We start from the raw sequence: 21,027 nt of genomic DNA, 5'->3' as shown, positions 1-21,027 counted from the left end.
GGTATTGGTTCGCAAATGAAAAGTTCTGAAATTAGACAAGCATTTTTTGATTATTTCACAAAACATGGTCATCAATTAGTGGAGTCTAGCTCCTTAATTCCAGCTAATGATCCTACTTTATTATTTACTAATGCAGGTATGGTGCAATTTAAAGATGTATTTTTAGGGGTTGAAGCTCGATCTTATCAACGCGCAGTTACCGCACAGCGATGTGTTCGTGCTGGTGGTAAACATAATGATTTAGAAAATGTCGGTTACACGGCACGACACCATACTTTTTTTGAGATGTTAGGTAATTTTAGTTTTGGCGATTATTTCAAGCGTGAGGCAATAAAGTTTGCTTGGGAGTTTTTAACTCAAGTGATGCGTTTACCCGAGGAGCGTTTGTGGGTTACGGTTTATAAAGAAGACCAGGAAGCAGAGGATATTTGGCTAAAAGAAATGAACGTTTCAGCAGCACGTTTTTCGCGATGTGGTGAAAAAGATAATTTCTGGTCCATGGGTGACACAGGGCCTTGTGGACCATGCACCGAAATTTTTTATGATCATGGCCCTGAAATTCCTGGGGGGCCTCCTGGAAGTCCTGATGAGGATGGTGATCGCTATATCGAGATTTGGAATTTGGTATTTATGCAATTTAATCGAGATAAAGAAGGTCATTTACATCCATTGCCTAAACCTTCCGTTGATACAGGTATGGGACTGGAGCGCTTGGCTGCCGTAGTTCAAGGAGTTCATAGCAATTATGAAATTGATACATTTCAATACTTAATTCAATCTATTGCAAAACTTGGAAATGTGACTGATTTAAGCCTGACTTCTTTAAAAGTAATTGCAGACCATATTCGTTCGAGTGCTTTTTTAATTGCTGACGGAGTACTCCCAGGGAATGAAGGACGGGGTTATGTTTTAAGAAGAATTATTAGGCGAGCAATAAGACATGGTAATAAGTTAGGATTGCCAACTCCATTTTTTTCACAGTTAGTCGAGTCCTTAATTACAGTGATGGGGGATGCTTACCCTGAATTGATTCAATCCAAAACCCATATAGAAAAAGTTCTTAATCAAGAAGAAAATCAATTCGCTCGTACCTTAGAGCAAGGTTTACGTTTATTACAAGAACAAATGCATTCACTGGGTGGCTATGAAATTTCTGGACAAATAGCATTTAAATTATACGATACTTACGGTTTTCCTATTGATTTAACTGCTGATATTGCTCGCGAGCAAGGCTTATATGTGGATATGAATGGCTTTAATCAATTGATGCAACAGCAAAGAGAGCAATCCCAGGCAGCCAGCCAATTTAGTGTAGATTATAATGCAAACACTCAATTAGATTACCAATCTGATTTTCATGGTTATGAAAAGAAAGAAGTAGAGGCAAAAATTATTGCATTGCTGCAAGATGGAGTTGAAGTTCAAGTTTTAAAGCAAGGGATGAAAGGAGCTGTGGTTCTTGACCATACACCGTTTTATGCAGAAAGCGGGGGTCAGGTTGGTGATAAGGGAATGCTGACAAGCACCGATTTTCGATTTCGAGTCGACGACACACAAAAAAAAGGTCAAGCAATAGTACATTACGGAGAAATACTGGATGGTACAGCTGCTTTGAATCAATTTGTTCATGCGCAAATTGATAATGAGCGGCGTGAAGCGATCCGTTTAAATCACACAGCAACCCATTTATTGCATGCTGCTTTAAAAACTGTAGTTGGTTCGCAAGTCCAGCAAAAAGGCTCTTTAGTTGATGCAGAGCGTGCGCGTTTTGATTTTTCTCATTTTGAATCATTGACTGCTGAACAAATTCAGGAAATTGAGTGCTTAGTTAATGAGCAAATTCGTGCCAATAATGAGGTAGTAACTCGAGTAATGGATATTGAATCAGCTAAAAAAAGTGGGGCGGTCGCTCTTTTTGGGGAAAAGTATGCTGATGAGGTACGCGTATTATCTATGGGGGAATTTTCTAAAGAACTGTGTGGCGGAACTCATGCTCGACGAACAGGCGATATAGGGTTATTTAAAATTATTGCTGAATATGGAATTGCCAGTGGTGTAAGACGCATCGAGATGGTAACGGGGCGTTATGCTTTAGCCTGGGTTAATGAGCAACAAGCTCTTTTAAATGAATTAGCTTCTTTATTAAAAACAACAACAAATAATCTACCTGATAAGGTAGGTCAGCTTCTTGCCGAAAATAAAAGCCTGGAAAAAGAGGTTGCGAAGTTACAAAGTGAGAAAGTGCAAAAATCAGGTGCAGATCTGGCAAATGAAGTAGAAAAAGTCAATGGAGTCAGTTTGCTTATCAAGCAATTAGAGGGCGTAGATAATCAAACTCTAAGAACTACTTTAGATCAGCTGAAATCAAGACTTGAAGATGCGGTAATTGTTTTATTTACTCTGGATCAAAATAAAATGAATGTGATTGCAGGGGTAAGCAAAAGCATCTTAGGCAAAGTGCCTACTGCTGCTACTTTGGTCAGACATCTGTGTGGCAAAGGTGGAGGACGTGATGATATGGCTCAAGGTGGAGGAGAGGTGCCGGCTGACTTCGAGAGTAAACTCAAGGAAATTAAGGAAATGGTAAGGCATTCATAGTACAGATTTTTCTTCGATAAACATAGTGGAGCATCCTTTGGGATGTTCTCTACTTTTAGGCTTCAAAGTTATCATTTTGTAAAATAACCATAGATAAGGAGATAATATGAGTTTTTTACAAGAGTTTAAAGAATTTGCGATCAGAGGAAATGTTATAGATTTGGCTGTTGCAGTGGTTGTTGGAGGTGCTTTTGGTAAAATAACCAGTGCTTTAGTGAGTGGCATCATTATGCCACTTATTGGTTTATTATTAGGTGGCATTAATATTGCCAATAAAGCATTTACGGTGGGAGATGCAGTAGTTAAGTGGGGAGAGTTTTTGCAAACAATCATCGATTTTACTATTATTGCTTTTTCAATTTTTATAGTCATAAAGGTTTTTTCATTCTTGAAAAAGAAAGAAGAAAAAAAGGAAAAACCTTTATCAAGAGAAGAACTGTTATTAGCTGAAATTCGTGATTTATTGAAAGACAAAACGAAAATAGAACATCGTTAAAGATGCTTCCCAAATGAATAAGTTTTGAATTAATTGCGAAAAGCACTTATGAATTACCCTAAGTCCTTGGGAAATAGACTATAATTTGATCAAGAAGAAGACATTAATAGGGATTATTATGACTGGGTTATTCAATTTAATTGCCGTGATTGTTGTCTTTGGGGTGGTTTTATGGTTAATCGATACATTTATTCCTATGCCGCCATCCATTAAAAGTTTGTTAAATGTATTAGTGCTCATTATTTTGGTTATTTATATTTTACAGTTTTTTGGTTTGATCAAAACAATATTACCCATGATTAGAATTTTAAAATAAATAGACTAGTTTGGTGGCAAGTATTCTTTAACAACGCCAGAATAGAAATCATTTATTTTGGATGAGCACTGTTTGTTCTGTACTTCTGGATTTTATTATTATCCAGTTTTTCCTTCTGTTAATAAATCCATAATGATGTTAATGCTAGAATCGTTTATTTTTTAAACAAAAGTTAATTGATGAAGGCAAAATTTGATTCTTATAAACAAGTAAATGTGGGTATTAGCTACAATAAAAAAAATGGAGGGGCTACTGCTGATTCCATAAAACATATTATTTTAGAACAAAATTTAAACTTAATTGAAACTGATTATAGAGCTATTATTCCTACCATAAGTAATTTAGACAGTATTTTTGAAAATCAAGATAAATTTCTTGAAATACTTAATCATGCTAAAACACAAGCAACGCTCTTACTGAAAGAGTTAGATGGCCTCATTATTCCCGGAAGTGATGCTAGAATTGATCCAAGACTTTATAGTGAACCATTAACAGAGCATCCTGATAGAATTGATTTAGCACGCTCCATAGCAGAATTAGCCCAAGTGCATGTTGCAATGCAGCGTGGGATTCCTATTTTAGGCATTTGTGGTGGTCATCAAATTATCAATGTTTATCTGGGAGGAACACTTAAAGTCCTTAGTGAGGAAGACATAGATGCTCAGGGATACATGTGTTACTCTCTAGTTGGATTTAATCCAAAAACAGAGCTTGCAAAAATATTTTTTGAAACTCAAGAAAATAGGGATCAGTTGCAGCAAACACAGGTTTATTCGCATCAATTTTTTGGAGCTCATAAGCATGCCATTGAAAAGCTCGCTCATAAAGAATTGGCTAATAAAGATCAAATGATTTCTACAGTGGCAATTGCTGATGATTCAAATTATACAATTGAAGGATTTGAATCAAAATATGGTTCTCCATTATACAGCATGCAATTTCACCCTGAAGTAGGTGCCAAAGGGATGTACTCGCAATTGTATAAAGCAATCAGTTATCAAGCAGAAACTTCTCAAGATATTATAACTAACTCAAAAATATTTGCGGCATTTAAACAAGCGATGATAACTTTTCATCTGAAAAAATCTCTTTTTATTAAGAATACAGAAGAATTGTTTGGACTAAAAGAACATTCAGAAAGTATGCTTCCAGAGAAAAAAATAGAGAGTCCAAAAGCAACTTCTGCGTTAGATTTATATACCATGTTTCGAGATACACGATCACAAGTCGATGATTCTCCTAGCAATGACCCAGAAAAACTGCTTAATTTAACGTGAGTTATGGATAAGGATATAATTATAACGATTCTCTATCACGATCCGTTCGGGCTGAGGAAGCACGTAGCGCTGTCTCGAAGCTTTAGCACGAATTTTCAAGATCTGTGTTCAGGCTTCGAGACGGCATATATGCCTCCTCAGCCCAAACGGGCCGAAATGGAGACTGGATCTAAATAGATTCTTTATCCGAAACTCACGTTAATTTAAAATAGGTTTTTAATCAGTATGGAAGCTATTGTTGTCCCTTACCTTGATTGGGGATAAAAGTTTTTATTAGATATAATCCTACCTCACGCTATTCAAGTTTACCTATCCAAGTATTTTAATACAAATAAATTTTCTGCATCATCAAAATAAAAAACTTTAGTACGTTACCTAACTTAATGAAAAAAATAAATTATTTATAAATTTTATATGATATATCAATATAATAAATTGGTTAAGTATTGAATAAAATGGTTAAATAAAATCAACAAATAAATTCAATGGATAACTATTAATAGTTATGGTCTTTGGGGTTGATTAAATAAGTGTGAGGTGAACAAATGAAAGATAAAGAGCGATGTGTAGATCCAGGAAATGCGAAAGAAGATAAAGAGCGACGTGTAGATCCAGGACAGGTGAAAGGAGATATTGGAACATATAAATTTAAAAAAGATGAAAATTCCCCTTATTATGAATTAGAAAATTATGTAGATAAGTTATTAACCGAAAAGCAAAAAAATCTTCTTCATGAGGGTATTAATGAGTATGAGCAAACTCATAGACAAAAAGCAGAAGAATTTTTTAAGAAAATAGATGGTTACGGGGCAAATATTAGTTTTGATAATCCCAAATATTTTAGAGAACTTTATTGGGATCAGATTAACAAAGCTTTTCAGGCACAAGATAATTATATTGATCCAAAAAAGAAAAAATACTTCGAGAGCAATAAACTTGAAAAAGCAGGAACAAAGCTACGACATTTTCTAGGCGATAAACAATTGGAGGAATTATATAAGTTAGCTTTAGAAGAGGAAATGAACTCTAGGGAATATCGAAATGCTTTATTTAATCGATCGATTAATGAAATTGATGGTCCAAAAGGAGATAAAAAACTTCTAGCCTTTCTTGGAGGAGTCTCTGGGAGTGGAAAAACCTCAGCATTAAAAATGCTAGTCGATGAAGTATTGGAAAATCAAGGCTTAAAAGATAATTCAGAAGGTCAAGAAAAACATTATTGTACTATCCTTGATGGGGCGTTAGCACGAGAAGTATCTCAAATGAGATCAATTACTGCCACGTGTGTTGAAAAAAAGGGATATAGTGGAACTGTAGACTTACAGAAGGCAAGCAACATATTGGATGGTGCAAAAAATAAATTAGAAAAGGTAGCCTTTGCAGAAGACAACTTAAATATAGCGATTCCTGAAACATATTCCAACATCTTTAGTATTAACTTCATGGAGAAATATCTAACAATGCTAACTACCCCTAATCGTATTATGGTATTTGGGCGCGTTGAAGCAAAAAAAGATGCGGTTGCGTTTATGGGGGCCAATAGGGCTTATAAGGATAAGTCTGAACCTGAATATAATTCCAGTGATAAATGTATTGATCCTAATGTCAAGAGCGACAAAGAGCATAAACGTTATAATGCGGCAGGTTTCATTTGGGGGGATTTAGGTTCAAAAATTGCTCAATATATATTTACTGTGTATCAAGATGATCCTCTTAGCTACGTATTAAACAATGATTTATCTCTTAAAACAGAGAATGGAAAAAAATTGATAGTTTCAGACCGAATTTATGATAAGTGGGTTGCACATCAAGAGCGCGCACAAGTTTGTACAGAAAATAAGATTGAAGGACCGAAACCAGTATCATTAGAAGAATATAGAAATGCCAATGGAAGGTTATCCCCCATCGTAGACGACTCAAAAAATGACTCTCATGTGAAAGTTATAGGGAACTTTCTTTTAAATGTAACAAAATTATATCTTCAAAAAGAAATAATTAATATGAAAACCCAACAACTTAATCCATTTTTGAGTGAGGAAAAAAGAAAGGAATTAAAAGAAAAATTAGAGCATTATCAAGAAATAAGTCAATCAATAAAAACAGAATCGTCTATTTGCAAGTTGGTTAAGAACAGTCTTGAGTTTTTAAACCCAAATACTGATTTGAGGGAGACTATTTCGAAAATGCACGATCTTACGGCTCAAAGTGAAAAATTCTTAGATTTTAAAAATAACTTTAAAGCGGCAGTAAGACCTGGTGCATGCGTTGATCCCTGTGAAGAGCAAGACGAACGTTTTTCTTTTAATTCATAAGATTCTAGTATTCCAACGATATATGCCCTGATATAGATTTCAGGGCAATTGTGTCTAATAATATTTTGTGGTCCCAACCTTATTTACATGCTGCCTATTTTCTTATAGAGAAAAAAAGGTAAGCGAGTAATGATTGCCATAATTGCTTGCCAGAAGAAGGGATAATAGATCATTCTTTTTTGGTGATTGAGCGCTTTTAAGCATGCTTTTGCACAAGAATAGGGAGGGGCAGCATAAAAAACCCCAGGTACGCCATAGGTTTGTTTTGTATCAATAAAGCCAAGACGAACTATAGTAATGTGTTGATTCTTGGGTGCGGCCTGTTGTAAGCCCTGTAGGTAAATTTCAATGTTTGCTTTACTTGCCCCGTACAGACTGTTTTTGGCACGACCACGACATGCAGCCACAGAGCTTAAAAATAATAAATGATATTCTTTTTGGGGGCGATTGAAGTAAGAATGGATAAGCAAAGTAGTAGTTAGAATATTTATTTTTATAAGTTGAGTAATTGTTTCTGCATTCAAATGTAAGTTGTCTGTGAAATCACTATGAGCAATAAATACATTGAGTTCACGCGTATCATGTTGCAGAATAGTAAGTAATTTATCAGTTTGGTTTGCTAGATCGACAAGGATTACCTCACAGTTAACTTGATATCGAAGGCTAATATCCTTTGCAATGATATCGAGCTGATTCGCTTGGCGTCCCACGAGTAATAATTGATGCCCTGATTGAGCTACAATATGAGCAAATTTTTCCGCAATAATAGAGGAAGCACCTAGAATAAGCCACGTTCGTTGTCTCATTTTGTTATCCCTAATCGTGTTGCAAGATCAGAATGCATAGTGCATGCATGGTGTTTTAATATTTCAGAAAACTGGGCATGGTTTTCATACATTTTTTTATATTGCTCTTCATTTAAAAGTGAGTCTTTGGCTAAATAAACTCGACCATTTAGCTCGATGATTAATTGATTCATTGAAGAAATTGCTTGCTTGGCGGCTGAATTATGAATGAAATCTACTGCTAGGGTAAAACCTGGTTTGCAGAAAGACAGTAAACCGTCTCCTGAGCGACTAAATAGTTTTAATACGGCAAGTGTAGGTGTTGCGTTGGATGTTCGCATGATCTGGATTAAATGATCTAAAATGGTTATCGCATTAGCTGTATCAAAGACTGCTTGAAATTGAACCAATCCTTTAGGACCATAAAGCCTATTCCAGTGTTTTATCTTATCGAGTGGATTATTAAATTGTTCGAGTGTGAGTTTTTCTTCTTCCTTTTTACTTTTAAAAAAATAGCGATTAAATAATTTCATGTTCCAAGGTTTAATTAAAGAAAAAGGAATTTTGGGTATGGTATACGGTTTATATTCTTTAATATTTAAAGGCTCACAGTGATTCGCTATAGAAAGGATGGCGCATGGCTTTGGGTTTAATAAGTCAAGCCACGCGACTTGATAATCATAATGGACTCCATGAGTTAACATAAATTCGATAAGCTCTTGTAATGATTGAAATTGCATGTGTTTTGCTAAAATAAACCGGGAGGCTTTTTTAAGTCTCAGGGTGGCACGAGTAATAACTCCAGTAAGCCCTAAACCGGCGATTGTGGCATGAAATAAATCACTATTTGTATGGCGGTTGCAATGGATTTTTTTATGGCCAATTAACAAATCAAAGCTAATAAGATGATGTCCAAAACTACCTTCTTTATGATTATTTTTACCATGAACATCGTGAGCGATCCCTCCTGCAACAGTGGCGTGTACGGTACCAGGAAGAACTGGAGGAATGAAATCGGGATTTAATAAAAATAAGTCTTTAAGCAGTACTCCACCTTGACAGGTAACAATACCAGTTTGAGAATCAAAATCAATAAAATGATTCAATCGTTCACTGTCGAGAACATAACCATTAGTATTAAAGCAACTGTCATTATAGCTTAACCCTGAACCACGCATGAGCAGGTTTTGTTGCGGATTATGAGCAATATAATGAGCAAGCTGTTCTTCATTATCAGGACGTAAGCAAAAAGATTGGCTTTTTGCACGGCTGAAATTAGAGAGAATTTGTTTTTTGCTGTTCATTTTTAATGTCCGCAAATTAATCTCGACATTTAAGACTATAATTCATTTAGAAAGCTATTGAAAAGAGAATTGTTATGAAAATTCTGATTGTCTTTTTGAGCTTCATTTTTTCTTGTTCTGTTTTTGCTGCGGTTATTCTTAGAGAGAGTTTAGGTGCACAAAAATATGATAGATTACAATGTATTAGCAATACTACTCAAGATTGTGTTAATGCACAATGCATGACATCAGATTAGACTGATTACCAGGATAATTGTCAAAAAATGGCGCAAGAAAATGCCAGCAACAAATGAATGAGTAATTGTGTTCTCATAGGCTTTAACAAGAAGCACAGTCGAAAATTTGACGAAGTTACGTCAAAATCTAGGACATTTTTATTTTTATAAACCAGTCTAGAGTTGCTTTAACCTGGTAAATAACTCGAAGAATAAATAATAATCATGAAAAAATTAGAGTTGGAATAATTATTGCAAGATATGCTTTAGAGTGTAGTAAATTTGATCGGAAATAGTGTGTGTAAAAAGTACGATAACGTACTAGGAGAGAATATCATGTCTAAAGAGAAGCAAAACATCGGTGATGAAGCTTCTGGCCTGAGAAATTTATCACATACAAAACCTATTCAGGTCATAGCAGTTTCTGCCGGTAAAGGGGGAGTAGGTAAGAGCAATGTAGCTGTTAATTTAGCTGTTGGATTAGCTCAACTAAATAAAAAAGTAATGTTGCTTGATGCTGATCTAGGATTGGCAAATATTGATATTATGCTGGGATTGCATGTTAAATATAATTTATCGCATGTGATTCAAGGAGCTTGTCATTTAAGTGATGTGATCTTACCTGGACCTTATGGTCTTAGTGTTATTCCTGCAGCTTCAGGCACAGAGTTTATGACCCAACTTTCTTCTCCAGAACTAGCAGGGATTATTGATGCATTTAATGAACTGACTGATGACTTAGATTATATGATTATCGATACTGCTGCAGGAATTTCTGAGACAGTATTAAGTTTTATTCGCTCTTCACAAGAATTAATTGTAATTGTTTGTGATGAGCCCACCTCTTTAACCGATGCATATGCTTTAATTAAAGTGATGAATAAACGTTATGAATGGACTCGTTTTCATATTCTGGCTAATATGGTGGAAAATGAGAAAGAAGGACGAGAATTATTTAATAAATTGTTTAAAGTCTCTGAGCAATTTCTGGAGGTTCAGCTAGACTATTTAGGGGGGGTTCCATTTGATGAGCATGTACATAGGGCGGTAAAAATACAAAGACCGGTATTAATTGCTTATCCTGAATCTATTTCTGCATTATCATTAAAAAGGTTAGCGGAAGAGATATCTGAATGGTCACCTAGTTCTTTATTAGGTGGTAATACCAGTTTCTTTTTAGAGCGTTTAGTCGCGGGTGAACTTTAAGGAGATTATCGTGGATGCTTTGGCTGCTTATAGCAAAGTCAACCAGCAAATCCAAGAAACGCTGGTAAAAAATCATGCCTTGTTGGTTAAGCGCATTGCTCACCATTTATTAGGGCGTTTGCCTCAAGGGATACAACTCGATGATTTAATCCAAGCTGGGATGCTCGGCTTATTGGAGGCAGCAAGGCATTACGATTCCTCAAAGGGTGCTTCATTTGAAACTTATGCAGGAATTCGTATAAGAGGCTATATGCTTGATGAGGTAAGACGTAATGATTGGGTGCCACGTTCAGTACATCGAAATTCACGGCTGATTTCTGAAGCAGTTAAATATGTGGAGCATAGGTTGGGAAGAGAGGCTAAGGATTCAGAGATTGCTACTGAGCTTGGTGTATCGCTTACAGAATATCATGAAATGCTGCAAGATTCCGTCAGTAGTCATTTATATGGTTTTGATGATTTAGGCGTTACTGATGATGCACTGCAAATGGATAATGAATGTGCTTCTACTGAGCCTCATGTCAATGTGTTTCATAATGATTTAATGAGGCGTTTATCAGAAGTGATACGCGGATTACCCCATAAAGAGAGAATGGTTTTATCTTTATATTATGAACATGATTTAAACTTAAAAGAAATTGGCGAGGTCATAGGGGTTAGTGAATCTCGTGTTTCACAAATTCTTAGCCAAGCAACACACCGCATTAAATCACGTTTACCGGAATAAATAAAAAAGACAGATCTTCGCTGTGAATTTTTAATTCAATTAATACACATGATTTGTAAGTCACCTTTATTTTTGGATTCAATTTTTTTCAATAAGCCTATATAATTAGCACTTTGTAAATGGTTTTAGATTAAAACTGAGTTTATACAATAATAGAAGGTGATGTTGATGCCTAAAAATTATAAAGAAATACACGCCCAAATAACACAGCGCTATCGGTTATATTACTTGAATGACTTTTCGTCTAATGCGTTGGCTGAAGATATTAAAGACCTTACTCTTGATGATGTTATCCATTTATTAGAAGAAATCAAAGATAACCCAGAATTAATCAAATTATCTATTTCTTTATCGAGAAGAAGTGATTTATTTGATAAGTTAATCCTCATGAAAGGAGTTGCACCTCATGAATGGGTTTTAAGATTGCATATATATAATATGGTTGTTCAAAGTGATGAACCTGGTTATGTAATTAGTAATTTGAATCGAAAAATAAGGGATGATGAGAATCATATTCATGAACATAGTTGGCAACTTGCCTCTCGATTTTTGATGGGTGGTTTTAGAAATCATCAGTATGTTAAAACTGAAGACGGCCCTTTATTTAATTGTTTTAATTTAGTTCCTACCAGCAAGGATGGCGTATCTGGAGAGAAATTTTTTAGGCAGGCTGTATTAGAAGGAAAAACACATATAAAAGAAATCAGCGATGAGTTGTATCAACAAGGTGATTTAGTACATTATCCCATTGAAATTCCTCATAAAGTCGATACTAATCTTTCTCCTTATATAGGGATAACGATGACGCTAGCTCATACCTCTGAGCGTCACCACGAAAACTCTATTTTTTATGAAAAAGCGCAAGATATAGAAGCGGATCATGAGCTGGCGGTCGAAGCGCAAAAGTACACGGAAGAAGAGCATCAAGATGCAATCAACATGGCCATTACTAATTTAAAGCTGCTGAAATTATGTGATCAATTAGCGGAAGAAGGTTTTGAGCGTTTTGATCGGCATGTTGATCCGATTACAAAGGAGCTCTCTCCTAATAATGTTCTTGAGACAGAATTATTACCAACAATTGCTATGTTGATGTTACAGAAAAATGATGAATTTATAGAGTACCCGATGACAGCAGAAGTACAGGGAAAATCTCAAAGTGAAATTCAGCGGCTCATGACAAAATATGCGCGTACTAGTGACTTATTAAAAAAGATTATTAATGATGCCATTACAGAAATGAATCAATCATCTTTGCTACAACTCATCAAAGTATCTCAGCATAATTTGATTAAAAATTTCTATACTGCTTCTTGCAACACTTTAACTGAAGATGCCTTAGCAGTAGTAGAAGAAAGAAAAAAAAGAGTACCAGCACATGTAATTAGCAGTATGGTTGGCTTTTTTTCTCATGGACAAACGAGAAATCCTGAAACTGAAGAAGTAAATGAATTAAGGCATCCAAAGTATTGTTTGTGGCAATAAGGTAAAAGTTTCTTATGAGCTAGTTTTGTTTTAAGTTTAATTCTAGAGAAAACAACATAGCTGTTTTTTTGCCTGTTTTCACGGTAAAATCGTAAGTTTACCTTTGGTTATACTCATATGAAATCGTAGAGTGTATGTAATGAACTGAGTTTCTAAGTTTGATGTCATGACATTAGCTACACTACGGGTATTAACCTAATTATTATTTTTTAAGAGATATTTATGTTAGAAGTAAACCAAATTAGTCTTAATCTGGTGGATCTAGATAAGCGAGTAGTAGCGCTTAGGGGGTATCTTTGACTTTGATACTAAACGTGAGCGTTTGGAAGAAGTCGTTCGTGAGTTAGAATCATCTACGATTTGGAATAATCCCGAAGTGGCTCAAGCATTAGGGCGTGAGCAAACTCAGCTCGAAGCTCTTGTTTCTAGCCTCACTCAACTAGGCCAATCCATTACTGATTTAAACGAGTTGTTTGAAATGGCGCGTGAAGAAAGTGATGAGCAAGCGATCAATGAAATTAGTGAAGAGTTACAGATTATAGAAAAAAAAGTGGCTGATTTAGAGTTTCGGCGTATGTTTTCAGGGAAAATGGATGACTCCAATGCTTATTTAGACATTCAATCAGGATCTGGGGGTACTGAGGCACAAGATTGGGCTGAAATGTTATTGCGTATGTATTTGCGTTGGGGTGAGCAACATGGATTTACTACGGAACTAATAGAATGTTCGCCTGGAGATGTTGCTGGCATTAAAAGTGCTACTATTTATTTTCAGGGTGAGTATGCGTTTGGGTGGTTGCGTACTGAAACAGGGGTGCATCGTTTAGTACGAAAATCGCCTTTTGATTCAGGAAATAGACGTCATACTTCTTTTGCTGCGGTTTTTGTTTCACCTGAAATAGATGATGATATTGATATAGAAATTAATCCAGCTGATTTACGTATTGATACATATCGGGCTTCTGGGGCAGGGGGGCAGCATGTTAACCGAACTGATTCTGCAGTAAGAATAACGCATGCACCAAGTGGCATTGTGGTTCAATGTCAGACTGATCGAAGCCAGCATCGCAATAAAGATCAGGCCATGAAGCAATTGCGTGCCAAGTTGTATGAATTGGAAATGCAAAAGAAAAATGCAGAGCAGCAAATGTTGGAAGCTAGTAAATCTGATATAGGGTGGGGATCTCAGATTCGATCTTATGTTTTGGATCAGTCTCGTATTAAAGATCTGCGTACCGGAGTTGAAACAAGTAATACCCAGGCTGTTTTGGATGGTGCATTAGATCAATTTATTGAAGCCAGTTTAAAGGCAGGAGTAGGGCAGTATGACTGAAGAACAAGTAGAACATTTAGATGAAAGTGAAGTTTATCACATTCGTAAGCAAAAATTAGCGGAATTAAGAACACAAGGTTTTAATTTTCCAAATCAATTTCGTCGTGAAAATTTAGCTCAAGAGCTTATTAACGAGTATGACTCATTCGACAAAGAAACTTTAGCAGAGAAACGTATTAAAGTTACTGTAGCAGGTCGTATCGTATTAAGACGTATTATGGGTAAGGCCAGCTTCTTTCATATTCAAGATTTTTCTGGACGCATCCAAGTATATATTCGTGCTAATGATCTTCCAGAACACTATGAACAGTTTAAACATTGGGATTTGGGAGATATCGTTGGTGTCAACGGCGAATTGTTTAAAACAAATACCGGTGAGCTTACTGTAAATGCAGAGGGGATTGAACTATTAACTAAGTCATTGCGACCTTTACCGGATAAGTTTCATGGCTTAGCTGATCAAGAAATGAGATATCGCAAACGTTATGTGGATTTAATTGCTAATGATGAAAGTCGCTTAACTTTCTTAATAAGATCACGATTAATTCAAGCCCTTAGACAATTTATGGACAAGAATTTTTTCTTGGAAGTTGAAACTCCAATGATGCATCCTATTCCTGGCGGCGCTTTAGCGCGTCCTTTTGTCACTCATCATCATACCTTAGATATGACCATGTACTTGCGTATTGCTCCTGAGCTTTATTTAAAGCGCCTGGTGGTAGGTGGTTTTGAGCGTGTTTATGAAATAAATCGTAATTTCCGTAATGAAGGTATTTCAACACGCCATAATCCTGAGTTCACAATGGTTGAGTTTTATCAAGCTTATGCAGACTATAAGGATTTGATGAATTTTACCGAAGAAATGGTACGTTATCTTTGTGATTCTGTATTAGAAAGACGTCAAGTAGAATATCAAGGTCAAGTTCTCGATTTTGATAAGCCATTTGCACGAATGACTGTAAAAGAGGCCATTTTACATTACCATCCCGAAATTAACGTGAAGCAGTTAGAAAGTGTAGTTGCTTGTCGGGCTTTATTGGAAGCAAAAAAATTACCCTTTAAGGAAACTGATGGGATAGGGAAATTGCAAATTATTTTGTTTGAAGAAACCGTTGAACACCAGTTATTTCAGCCTACGTTTATAACAGGTTATCCTACAGAAATATCACCATTGGCGCGCCGCAGTGATCAGGATCCGGAATTGACCGATCGTTTCGAATTTTTTATTGCGGGTCGTGAAATTGCTAATGGTTTTTCTGAGTTAAATGATGCAGAGGATCAGGCCGAACGTTTTCGTAAGCAAGTTGCAGAAAAGGATGCGGGAGATATGGAGGCGATGCATTTTGATAGTGATTATATCGAGGCCTTAGAATATGGATTGCCTCCTACTGCAGGAGAGGGGATAGGCATTGATCGATTAGTGATGTTATTTACCAATTCACAATCAATTAGGGATGTAATTCTGTTTCCTCATTTGCGACAATGACTTATTAAACTTTTTGAGTTCTGGCTGAGGAGCTGATTTAAGGAATCAATCTTTATTCCTACGCTCCTATCATTGGATCCCGCGGACAAGCCGCGGGACGTCGATTGAAGAGGTTTGAGTAGTGCCATTGAAGGATCAACACCAACACGATTTTTTCTACACAAGCTCCTTGGGCGAAAATAATAGAGTAATAAAGCCACGTGGTTTAATTTTAAAGGACTAATAATAAAATTATCAGGAGGATTTATTTGTGACTTACTTCCAAAAAGCAATTACGTACATTCGAGAAACACAAGAGATGGCTTTATTTGCCACTATGGCAGATGCAAGATTATCAGCAACTTTTCGTACATCCCCTTTATTTTATATCATGTTGCCTTTTATAGGCTTCTTATTAACGCTAAATGCCATAGCCAATGGATATCAGCTTGCAAAAGCTAATAATAAAAATTTTGATCGATGGTTTTTTTTTATTACTTCGATGATTTGTGCTGCTTTAGCAAGTATTTCGCTTTATGGGGCGGCCTTATCTGAAATTCTAAGTTTTACTTTTGCAGCAGGTCCCTGGTTTTTTTTTAGCAGTTTAATTGTCGGTTTAGCCAGTCAATTAGGGATGTTAGGAGTAAATTTATATAGAGCTTCTGAGTCACCTAAAGGAAGCATCCAACACGCCCATTACATTCAGGCTACTTTAAATAATGCATTTGTTCTGAGTCTATTAACGACTGTTTTAGGAGCAGTTATTTTTGTGATGCTTTTCCCTACCATTGCTCCTGCCGCTGGTTCAGCTTTTGCAATAACAGCAGTAGCCCTAACTGCTTTGGATATCTTATGGCAAGTGATGCCTCAGAATAAAAAACAAAGAATAAAAGAATGGTTTTATATAAATGAACCAGATTTAGAACAAGATGCTACGGTGAATCAAAAACAGAGTAAAATGCATGCAAACATCACGAATGTTGAAAAAGAACCTCCACATCATAGAATGTTTACCCGTTGTGATTACAGTGCTGTGATTAGAAAGATGGAGGTGAATGAAGCTAAAAATTATTTATCAGCACTGATTCAGCATAAATTAGATACATTTGAAAAAAATGTCAGTGTGCAAAATGAAAAATCTAAGGATAAAGTTGTCCTTTTAAAAACGCTATTAAATGTAATAGAGAATCCTGTTGAAATTTCTAAAAAGAATATAATTGCAATGCATCCTTTAGCTTTTCAAAGCTTTTGGGCAGAAAAAGGGGAGGTGGAGCAATTATTTGATGCAGTACTTGTGCTTCAGAATAAGTATCAAAACGACGGAATTAGGACATCACTAGGAATGATTTCTTGTTCATAGGAATATTTATAAATGATTATTTAGTGATTAGCTGATATTTAAAAAAATTATATAACATACGAATATAATCAATTGGACTTAATTTACTCATTTGGTTAAATTAGTAGCATAATAGTTGATTATAAGTGCGTATATCATGAGCAAAAAATTATTAAATGAGATATTTGATGATTTAATCAAGGAACAAGATAAGATTCATAAAGAATTAAAACATATATGGACGAAATGGCTCTATCCTGACAATAATACATTAACCAATTTACAAAAAAGAAAAGAAATTATTAATTACCTTCCTGAAATGCTTATTCAAATTATGAAAAATGCCAGACAAAATAATTTGAATGGCGATGAGGGAGCAAAAATAGTAATTATCACTTTTCAAGAGCAAATAAAACAATATAGAAATTCAGAGGGCATAAAACAACATATGGTTCATGACGGGTTAATTCGATCATTTATCGATAGAATTATCAATACTATAAAAGATTTTTTATCGATAAACGCATCTTATGGGCTTTTGAAAGAAGCTAAATATCAATCTACTAAAGAAATCATAATATTTTAATGTAATTTTCAATAAGTCCAAACACCATCATCTCGAATGCAATAATGATTTATTTTTATTCGCTTCCATTGGTTCCTACTGTTTATATGTCACGCTCAAGGCTTGAGAGAACTTCACGAGATTTAGACTAAAAAGTGTTTTTAATTCGTTCTATAATTAGATCGTTGAAGTTAATACCCGAAGCAGTTTCGATGCTTGAAAGAGCATGGAGATGTGTTTTGAAGAAAAAAGTAAAAAGAATAGTTGGATAATATGGACTTGCTCTATAAACAGCTCATTAGATCTTCAGTGTTGGGGACGATTATTTTATTGTCTCTCCTTTTTATTCCTGCAGGCACCCTAAGATACTGGCAAGGTTGGGTTTATGTGATAGTGTTTATTATTGCATCTGCAGCATACAGCATGTACTTGGCAAAACATGATCCAGCTCTTCTTAAGCGTCGTACTGAAGCGGGCATATCGTATGAAAAGGAACCAGCTCAGAAAATCATTATCTTTTTTCTCTTTGCCACCTGTATTGCTCTTATTATTCTGTCTTCGCTTGATGTGCGCCGCGGTTGGTCGTTAGTACCATGGTACATCTCGATCATAGGCGATATGCTCGTTGTTTTCTCATTCTATATGTTTTATCTCGTCTCGAAAGTGAATACTTATGCTGCCGCCAATATTCGCGTTGAGGAAGGACAAAAAGTGATTACCGTCGGCCCCTACAGATTTATTCGTCACCCGATGTATTTGGGTGCCATATTTCTATTTATAGGCACCTCGCTTGCGCTCGGATCGTGGTGGACACTGCTTTTGATCCCCGTTTTACTCTCAATTCTAGTTGCCCGTATCTTGAATGAGGAGAAAATACTTGTGCGGGATTTACCCGGGTATGCAAAATATCAAAAAAAAGTTCGGACTCGGCTTATACCATTCATTTGGTAAATAAGGACATTGCATCGCCATATTTTTCGCCATTCAACGTTTAGGGTTGGCGTTCAGGTTCATTTTTTGCCAAAGTTTATACACCTCAATACCCTCTGGATCGCTGTGATGTTCCATAGGCAGGTTACGTTCTTGCCATGATTTAGCAAATTCCCCATAGAAATTATCGAGAGTAAAATATTTGCTGAGTTTTCGGCAAGCGAGCGTGACTAAAGACAGAGTTGTTGTTTAGCCTATAGCCTCAATGATTTTAGGAGGCGACTCAATGATAAATGGCACCAATAAACTAGAAACTGTCAAACAAGCCTTTAGACACTGGCGATCCACAAGAACAAAACGCGGGCAAATCCCCGATGAGTTATGGGAGCAGGTCAAGGGACTATTGGTTGATTATACTCCTTCGAAAATCGGCAGTCATTTAGGGATTAGTCCAATCCAAATCAGGAAAAAATTAGTACCTGTCCAGAATACTAGTCCGCAGTTTGTTGAGGTAAAAGGAAAACCTACGAGGCTTGATTCAGAGTTTCTATCAAATAGCGATGCGCCTTGTAGTGTTGAACTTCATCGCCCCTGTGGCAGTATACTGAAAATCAACGCAGTACCGATGAGTAGGATATCAAAACTCATGCTGGATTTTATGGGGTAACGATGCTGCAGATTACCCCACAACATCGGTTGTTACTTGCTGTTGAACCCGTTGATTTTAGAAAAGGCATCGATGGCTTAAAAGCCTTATGCCGACAAAAGCTACTTGATGACCCATTCAGCGGTACCGTATTTGTTTTTACCAATCGCATGCGTACCTCAGTGAAACTATTAGTGTATGATGCGAGTGGTTTTTGGCTATGCCAGAAACGGTTCAGTCGAGGCAAGCTGGCTTGGTGGCCTAGTGGATTGGGTCCCTCTGTTCAATTACGCTCCAGTGAGTTATTGATACTGCTTGCCCAAGGCCATCCCATAAAAGCAAGCCTTCCAGACGATTGGCGTTCTATGGCTTATGCGGCCAGTGATGATTCTAATGAAGCCAACGTGTTTTCGTAATTCCAGGGAAGCCAGGCTTGAGGTTCTTTAACAATTTGGTCTTTGTAAACCTGCAGTGCAACCAGGTATTCAAAGGGATTAATGCCGGATAACTCACAGGTATAAATAATGCTGGTGAGTACGCCACCTACCATAGCGCCGTATTCGGTTTTATAAAAGAACCAGGTGTTACGTCCTCGGATAGGGATTTTTAACCCTCGCTCCAAGTCATTGTTGTGGATGGGCGCACCAGGAATTTGTAGAAAACGGGTGAGTCTCTCCCAATGCTTCAGCATATATTTTATGGCTTTGCCTAAGGAATCATTAGGCTCGACTTGTTTGGATGACAGCAGTTTCTCCATGTACGCTCGGGCTTCAAGCATTGCAGTTTTGCTGTACTTCTGGTGGTAGACTAGACGCTGTTGTTCATCATGTCCAAGTTGTTTTGATTCCTCATCCATCTTAAATGGAATAGAAAGCCATTTCATGATAGGCAAACAGTGTTCCGGGTAAAATGTTTGTAACTCTTCAAACTTACGAAAGCCATGAGACAAGCAGTTACATACAATGGTGTCATGGGTCACTGGGATATTATGACTTAGTGCATCACACATTTGGATGACCTTGCCATTATTCTTATGGCGCTTATTAAGAAGGCGCTCCATGTTTTCGCCAGAGTGACGTTGGCTGTTATAAAAGAGTGCTATTTTATGGGCGCCGTTTTGTGCCAATATTCCTGTGGTGTACATGCCAGTTCGTTTTTTATCAGGGTTTAGTCTGTTGTGCCGAATCGTATCTACAATTCGAAGCACCGTATCGTCATTGTGAATTAAAGAGCCATTCGCTGCGAGTTCCTCTAAAGCAGGGAATACTAACAATGCACATCCAGCTAATTCTTCCATGAGTTGCCATTGGGTAGAGGAGGGAATGGGAAAGCCAATGAGCGATTGAAAATATTCTTGTCGATGAAAAGGCATGGCCATGTAGTATTTTTGTAAGGCTAACATGGCTTTAAAACTTGGATGATATTTTTCCTGGTGGACATGAGCCGGAATATTAGCTGAAAATATCTCATTGCATAAAGCACATCGCAGCTTCTCAATCCAATATTTATTAACGGATGCTAGATTTTGTCCTTTTATATTAATGAGGATGCCAGGATTGATGGAATAAAGCCTGCCACCACAGTGATGTGGGCATAGTTGTCCAGCACTTAGGGACTCTAAGGCAATGGTGTGTTCCTGTGCATTGATGTAGGCAGTATGTGGAAGGCGTCCATGTCCTGTGGGTTCTTTGGGCTCATTGCTCTCATCATTTGATTGGCTGGGCGCAGGTTCTTCTGCGGCAGTGTTATTTTGTTCTACCTTTAAAGATTTGTCGTGATGTTTAGTAGTCTTGTCAAAGATAAGCCGCTTTAAATTGGATACAGTGATTTTATGCTCGATCAGTGCCCTCGGGATCCAAGAAGCCAGGTTAATACACCCAATGACAAACGGTTTTGTGCACTCAGGTAGGTTTGATGAGTGCACTAATGCAACGATCTGATCAACTTCTTCCTGTGATTTCTCAATGACAATAGGTAATTCTTTTGCTGGTGTCATTAGCAACATTGCTCCTCTTAATGGCAGCAAGA

At 36.6% G+C, this 21,027-nt stretch carries 19 protein-coding genes; 16 read left to right on the top strand and 3 right to left on the bottom strand.

Annotation, left to right across the window (positions count from 1 at the left end; translation table 11 throughout):
• The first annotated feature begins 15 nt into the window (after positions 1-15).
• From alaS to DYH34_RS12160, 5 genes are all read left to right on the top strand, one after another.
• Positions 16-2,598, top strand: a complete 2,583-nt coding sequence (gene alaS / locus DYH34_RS12180; RefSeq protein WP_058465539.1) for an alanine--tRNA ligase — start codon at positions 16-18, stop codon at positions 2,596-2,598.
• Between the two features lie 106 nt (positions 2,599-2,704).
• Positions 2,705-3,094, top strand: a complete 390-nt coding sequence (gene mscL, locus DYH34_RS12175; RefSeq protein ID WP_058465540.1) for a large-conductance mechanosensitive channel protein MscL — start codon at positions 2,705-2,707, stop codon at positions 3,092-3,094.
• Between the two features lie 118 nt (positions 3,095-3,212).
• The gene (locus DYH34_RS12170; protein WP_003632194.1) at positions 3,213-3,410 is read left to right on the top strand and encodes a Thivi_2564 family membrane protein; all 198 of its coding nucleotides are present in this window, start codon (positions 3,213-3,215) and stop codon (positions 3,408-3,410) included.
• A gap of 179 nt (positions 3,411-3,589) precedes the next feature.
• Positions 3,590-4,687 carry a gamma-glutamyl-gamma-aminobutyrate hydrolase family protein gene (locus tag DYH34_RS12165; protein WP_058465541.1) on the top strand — a complete coding sequence of 366 codons (1,098 nt, stop codon included), beginning with the start codon at positions 3,590-3,592 and terminating at the stop codon, positions 4,685-4,687.
• A gap of 545 nt (positions 4,688-5,232) precedes the next feature.
• Positions 5,233-6,999 carry a hypothetical protein gene (locus DYH34_RS12160; RefSeq protein ID WP_058465542.1) on the top strand — a complete coding sequence of 589 codons (1,767 nt, stop codon included), beginning with the start codon at positions 5,233-5,235 and terminating at the stop codon, positions 6,997-6,999.
• Positions 7,000-7,082: 83 nt separating this feature from the next.
• Here DYH34_RS12160 and DYH34_RS12155 read toward each other — a convergent pair whose 3' ends face one another.
• Positions 7,083-7,805, bottom strand: coding sequence for an SDR family NAD(P)-dependent oxidoreductase (locus DYH34_RS12155; RefSeq protein ID WP_058465543.1), 723 nt, complete (start codon positions 7,803-7,805; stop codon positions 7,083-7,085).
• Positions 7,802-9,088, bottom strand: a complete 1,287-nt coding sequence (locus tag DYH34_RS12150) for an FAD-binding oxidoreductase (RefSeq protein ID WP_058465544.1) — start codon at positions 9,086-9,088, stop codon at positions 7,802-7,804. The genes DYH34_RS12155 and DYH34_RS12150 overlap by 4 nt, the downstream gene beginning before the upstream one ends.
• A 74-nt stretch (positions 9,089-9,162) precedes the next feature.
• Between DYH34_RS12150 and DYH34_RS12145 the strand changes: the two genes are divergently transcribed.
• From DYH34_RS12145 to tnpB, 11 genes are all read left to right on the top strand, one after another.
• A complete protein-coding gene (locus DYH34_RS12145; protein WP_238589529.1) occupies positions 9,163-9,324 on the top strand; it encodes a hypothetical protein in 162 nt (53 codons plus the stop codon).
• A 315-nt stretch (positions 9,325-9,639) separates the two neighbouring features.
• A complete protein-coding gene (locus DYH34_RS12140; protein WP_058465545.1) occupies positions 9,640-10,509 on the top strand; it encodes a MinD/ParA family protein in 870 nt (289 codons plus the stop codon).
• Between the two features lie 10 nt (positions 10,510-10,519).
• Positions 10,520-11,236 carry an RNA polymerase sigma factor FliA gene (locus DYH34_RS12135; RefSeq protein ID WP_058465546.1) on the top strand — a complete coding sequence of 239 codons (717 nt, stop codon included), beginning with the start codon at positions 10,520-10,522 and terminating at the stop codon, positions 11,234-11,236.
• A 168-nt stretch (positions 11,237-11,404) separates the two neighbouring features.
• Entirely contained in the window at positions 11,405-12,721 is a 1,317-nt protein-coding gene (locus DYH34_RS12130) for a hypothetical protein (protein ID WP_238589530.1), read from the top strand.
• 222 nt (positions 12,722-12,943) lie between these two features.
• A protein-coding gene (gene prfB / locus DYH34_RS12125; protein WP_115342616.1) for a peptide chain release factor 2 occupies positions 12,944-14,054 on the top strand; the annotation gives its coding sequence in 2 pieces (ribosomal slippage) (positions 12,944-13,018 and positions 13,020-14,054; 1,110 coding nt in all).
• Positions 14,047-15,540, top strand: a complete 1,494-nt coding sequence (gene lysS, locus DYH34_RS12120) for a lysine--tRNA ligase (RefSeq protein WP_058465547.1) — start codon at positions 14,047-14,049, stop codon at positions 15,538-15,540. Before prfB ends, lysS begins: the two co-directional genes overlap by 8 nt.
• Before the next feature lie 250 nt (positions 15,541-15,790).
• Positions 15,791-16,879: a hypothetical protein gene (locus tag DYH34_RS12115; protein ID WP_172465417.1), complete on the top strand. Its 1,089-nt coding sequence runs from the start codon at positions 15,791-15,793 to the stop codon at positions 16,877-16,879.
• A 136-nt stretch (positions 16,880-17,015) separates the two neighbouring features.
• On the top strand, positions 17,016-17,444 hold the full coding sequence (locus DYH34_RS12110) for a hypothetical protein (protein WP_058465548.1): 429 nt from the start codon (positions 17,016-17,018) through the stop codon (positions 17,442-17,444).
• A 252-nt stretch (positions 17,445-17,696) separates the two neighbouring features.
• Positions 17,697-18,374 (top strand): methyltransferase family protein, encoded by a 678-nt coding sequence (locus DYH34_RS12105; RefSeq protein WP_058465549.1) that lies wholly within the window; start codon positions 17,697-17,699, stop codon positions 18,372-18,374.
• Between the two features lie 265 nt (positions 18,375-18,639).
• On the top strand, positions 18,640-19,020 hold the full coding sequence (locus DYH34_RS12095; RefSeq protein WP_115342600.1) for a hypothetical protein: 381 nt from the start codon (positions 18,640-18,642) through the stop codon (positions 19,018-19,020).
• Between the two features lie 2 nt (positions 19,021-19,022).
• Positions 19,023-19,415 carry an IS66 family insertion sequence element accessory protein TnpB gene (tnpB, locus tag DYH34_RS12090; protein WP_058465550.1) on the top strand — a complete coding sequence of 131 codons (393 nt, stop codon included), beginning with the start codon at positions 19,023-19,025 and terminating at the stop codon, positions 19,413-19,415.
• Here tnpB and DYH34_RS12085 read toward each other — a convergent pair.
• Positions 19,370-20,995 carry an IS66 family transposase gene (locus DYH34_RS12085; RefSeq protein WP_083502784.1) on the bottom strand — a complete coding sequence of 542 codons (1,626 nt, stop codon included), beginning with the start codon at positions 20,993-20,995 and terminating at the stop codon, positions 19,370-19,372. The two genes, tnpB and DYH34_RS12085, sit on opposite strands and share 46 nt — an antisense overlap.
• Positions 20,996-21,027 lie beyond the last annotated feature (32 nt).

Source organism: Legionella cincinnatiensis, from assembly GCF_900452415.1.
GTDB classification, from domain to species: Bacteria; Pseudomonadota; Gammaproteobacteria; order Legionellales; family Legionellaceae; genus Legionella; species Legionella cincinnatiensis.
This window is presented reverse-complemented; position numbering and strand designations above follow the sequence as displayed.

What these genes read in the sequence shown, in the direction of transcription:
- alaS (WP_058465539.1), top strand. Translation starts at nt 16, where the DNA reads ATGAAAAGTTCTGAAATTAGACAAGCATTTTTTGATTATTTCACAAAA.
- mscL (WP_058465540.1), top strand. Translation starts at nt 2,705, where the DNA reads ATGAGTTTTTTACAAGAGTTTAAAGAATTTGCGATCAGAGGAAATGTT.
- DYH34_RS12170 (WP_003632194.1), top strand. Translation starts at nt 3,213, where the DNA reads ATGACTGGGTTATTCAATTTAATTGCCGTGATTGTTGTCTTTGGGGTG.
- DYH34_RS12165 (WP_058465541.1), top strand. Translation starts at nt 3,590, where the DNA reads ATGAAGGCAAAATTTGATTCTTATAAACAAGTAAATGTGGGTATTAGC.
- DYH34_RS12160 (WP_058465542.1), top strand. Translation starts at nt 5,233, where the DNA reads ATGAAAGATAAAGAGCGATGTGTAGATCCAGGAAATGCGAAAGAAGAT.
- DYH34_RS12155 (WP_058465543.1), bottom strand. Translation starts at nt 7,805, where the DNA reads ATGAGACAACGAACGTGGCTTATTCTAGGTGCTTCCTCTATTATTGCG.
- DYH34_RS12150 (WP_058465544.1), bottom strand. Translation starts at nt 9,088, where the DNA reads ATGAACAGCAAAAAACAAATTCTCTCTAATTTCAGCCGTGCAAAAAGC.
- DYH34_RS12145 (WP_238589529.1), top strand. Translation starts at nt 9,163, where the DNA reads ATGAAAATTCTGATTGTCTTTTTGAGCTTCATTTTTTCTTGTTCTGTT.
- DYH34_RS12140 (WP_058465545.1), top strand. Translation starts at nt 9,640, where the DNA reads ATGTCTAAAGAGAAGCAAAACATCGGTGATGAAGCTTCTGGCCTGAGA.
- DYH34_RS12130 (WP_238589530.1), top strand. Translation starts at nt 11,405, where the DNA reads ATGCCTAAAAATTATAAAGAAATACACGCCCAAATAACACAGCGCTAT.
- lysS (WP_058465547.1), top strand. Translation starts at nt 14,047, where the DNA reads ATGACTGAAGAACAAGTAGAACATTTAGATGAAAGTGAAGTTTATCAC.
- DYH34_RS12110 (WP_058465548.1), top strand. Translation starts at nt 17,016, where the DNA reads ATGAGCAAAAAATTATTAAATGAGATATTTGATGATTTAATCAAGGAA.
- DYH34_RS12105 (WP_058465549.1), top strand. Translation starts at nt 17,697, where the DNA reads ATGGACTTGCTCTATAAACAGCTCATTAGATCTTCAGTGTTGGGGACG.
- DYH34_RS12095 (WP_115342600.1), top strand. Translation starts at nt 18,640, where the DNA reads ATGATAAATGGCACCAATAAACTAGAAACTGTCAAACAAGCCTTTAGA.
- tnpB (WP_058465550.1), top strand. Translation starts at nt 19,023, where the DNA reads ATGCTGCAGATTACCCCACAACATCGGTTGTTACTTGCTGTTGAACCC.
- DYH34_RS12085 (WP_083502784.1), bottom strand. Translation starts at nt 20,995, where the DNA reads ATGACACCAGCAAAAGAATTACCTATTGTCATTGAGAAATCACAGGAA.